The sequence below is a fragment of the Bacteroidia bacterium genome, assembly GCA_026932145.1.
GTDB lineage: Bacteria > Bacteroidota > Bacteroidia > J057 > JAIXKT01 > JAIXKT01.
Window position 1 is genome coordinate 15578 of record JAIXKT010000053.1, and the last position, 2323, is coordinate 17900.

A 2323-nucleotide genomic window follows, 5' to 3' on the forward strand; every position below is an offset into this window, starting at 1 on the left:
AACTAATCATTCCAAAAAATATCTTCCTATTATTTCTACCTCCTTACAGCCCAGAGTTAAACCCTGCTGAAAAGATATGGCAACATATCAAAAGAAAGTTTACCAATAAACATTTCGAAAATTTAGAACAAATCAGCACATTCTTTGACCAAGCAATAAAGAACCTAAGCCCTCAAATGGTAATGTCTATATGCACATTCAAATATATGAATATAGATACATTTTGGTCTAATTAAAATATCATTATCGTATAAAGCATCGCAAACATCTCAACCAGAATTGCGCTCGTACTCGGAGTAACAGTTCTAAAATCGGCCTTGCAAAGAGCCTATCAAAGATAGAAAATTTTCGTATTGTGCGTGTTTACCGTTAGCTGGCAAAATCAACTTCTGGGGAGTAGGGGGAATTGGCTATAACGTTTTGGCGCTTGGCGCAGTGGCGGAAATCGAAGCACAAATGTTCAGTTTTGTACTAAAGTTCAATCGAAGAACTACCGTTGAATTTAGCACTGAATCCGCCATTTTGCCAAGCTGCCTGTTGGTGGCTGGCGTTCTGTTGTCACGTATTCCGTTTTTGTTTTTGTAAAATAGTGTTCTTCCCAACTGTATATGCGTAAACCGATGCAGGAATGTATTTTAGTTTTATACTGTCTATTTCTTTAGTTCCTTCCTTGTCAATAGTTGTAACTAATGCGGTTTGTAAGTTATTGTCCTTTAAAAATTGCAATAACGATTTTAAGTCACCAGGTTTTTCATAAAATTGATTACTCCATTTGATTTCAACAGCCCATTGAGGTTTGAAATTTTTGTCGTCAAGTTTAACCATGTCAACTTCTCCTTTCTGCCACCTTGCGTAGTAAGGAGTAAACCATTCTCTGTGAAGCCATTGAGCATAAATTGCCGTCTCAACCATGTTTCCAATAAATGGGTCAGTTGGTTGTAACGGGGAAAACAACGCACTTCTCAGTGAAGGATTAGTCAGATAAATCTTAAACTGCGTTGCTCGTTGAAACTGCTTGGGTTTGTTTGAAATTTTATGAACTACCTTTATTAAAAATGCGGCTTCTAAATATTCAATGTAACGTTTAATAGTATTCTTTTGAACTCCTGAATTTTTACTTAAATCTTCAAGACTTACTTCTCCTGCACTGTTATATGCTATTGCAGTAAACAACGAGTTAAGTTCTTGCACGTCTCTTATTCCATAAAGGCTTGGCAAATCTCTCAATAACACTTTATCAATAATATCACTTCGGATATATCGCCCCGGATTACTTTGAATTTTATCCGAAAAAATCACTTCGGGATAACCACCATAATTGATATAGTCCAAAAAATGCTTGTTTAACTCATTGATGTTATTGGTGCTGTAAAATTTTGTCAAACTGCCTTGCCAGTCAAGATTTGTTTCTGTGATAAGTCTGTTCAATTGTTTCAAATGGAGAAACTCATTAAAGGTCAACGGTGGCAGCATAAAATCTGTAAATCGCCCTGCTCCGCTCTCATTGCTCTTAAGTCGTAAAGCAGCAGCAGCAGAACCCGAAACCACGAAGCGAGTATGAGGATAACTGTCAACCAAGGACTTTAGATGCACTTCCCAATCTTTTAGATATTGTATTTCGTCAAAGAAGATATACCAGCCTTTGGGACTGTCCTGTTTTGTTGCCTTACGGCAAAAACTAAAAAGTTGCTCTAAACTGATGTTGTTGTATATGGGTGTTTCAATTGAAACAAAAGCTACTTTCAAAGGGTCAATTTCATTTTCAAGCAGATTTTGAACAGCATGATACATCATAACCGTTTTCCCAACTCTTCGCGGTCCCATTAAAACAACAGCTCTTCTGACACCTGTCTCTGTAACGAGAGGCATAAACAAGTCAAAATACAATCTTCTTTGCATTGAAGTATAATATTCCTCAACTGTTCCAGTCACCCACCAAGGATTTTCAAATCTTAGTCGGTCAAGAACCTGTTCTTCCGAATATGGTAGTAAAGCCATTTTAAAGTGTTTTGATGTTGCAAAAATACCAAAATAAGATTACCATACAAGTCTTATTTACGGGTTTATTTCGTTAATAAGGAAAAATGTAGTTGGAATGATTCTTAATTGTAAGGATGAGTGTTCGCTAAAACACGCTTGTCGCTCAACGTTTTTGCGGCTTGGCGTAGTGGCGGAAATCGAAGCACAAAAGTTCAATAGAAGAACTGCACTTGAACTTACCACAAAACTGTCATACGAAGCACTGAACCCGCCATTACGCCAAACCGATGTTAGCTGCTGCCCTTCTTGTCTGTCGTGGGTTTCGCTGTCTTTGGTGCGGTTG

The 2323-nt window shown here is 37.6% G+C and carries 2 protein-coding genes and 1 pseudogene; 1 reads left to right on the forward strand and 2 read right to left on the reverse strand.

Features of this window, described 5'->3' with window-relative positions; genetic code table 11:
- Positions 1 to 92: pseudogene (locus LC115_11825) on the forward strand (transposase).
- Positions 93 to 558: 466 nt separating this feature from the next.
- On the opposite strand, the gene LC115_11830 reads toward LC115_11825, so the two are convergent.
- Together LC115_11830 and LC115_11835 are read right to left on the reverse strand one after the other, a co-directional pair.
- Positions 559 to 1998, reverse strand: coding sequence for an ATP-binding protein (locus LC115_11830; GenBank protein ID MCZ2357352.1), 1440 nt, complete (start codon positions 1996 to 1998; stop codon positions 559 to 561).
- A gap of 57 nt (positions 1999 to 2055) precedes the next feature.
- On the reverse strand, positions 2056 to 2323 hold a 268-nt coding region (locus LC115_11835; protein ID MCZ2357353.1), incomplete at its 5' end, for a hypothetical protein.

Bases quoted from the DNA above. Each gene is read 5' to 3' on its own strand.
- LC115_11830 (MCZ2357352.1), bottom strand. From the start codon at position 1,998: ATGGCTTTACTACCATATTCGGAAGAACAGGTTCTTGACCGACTAAGA.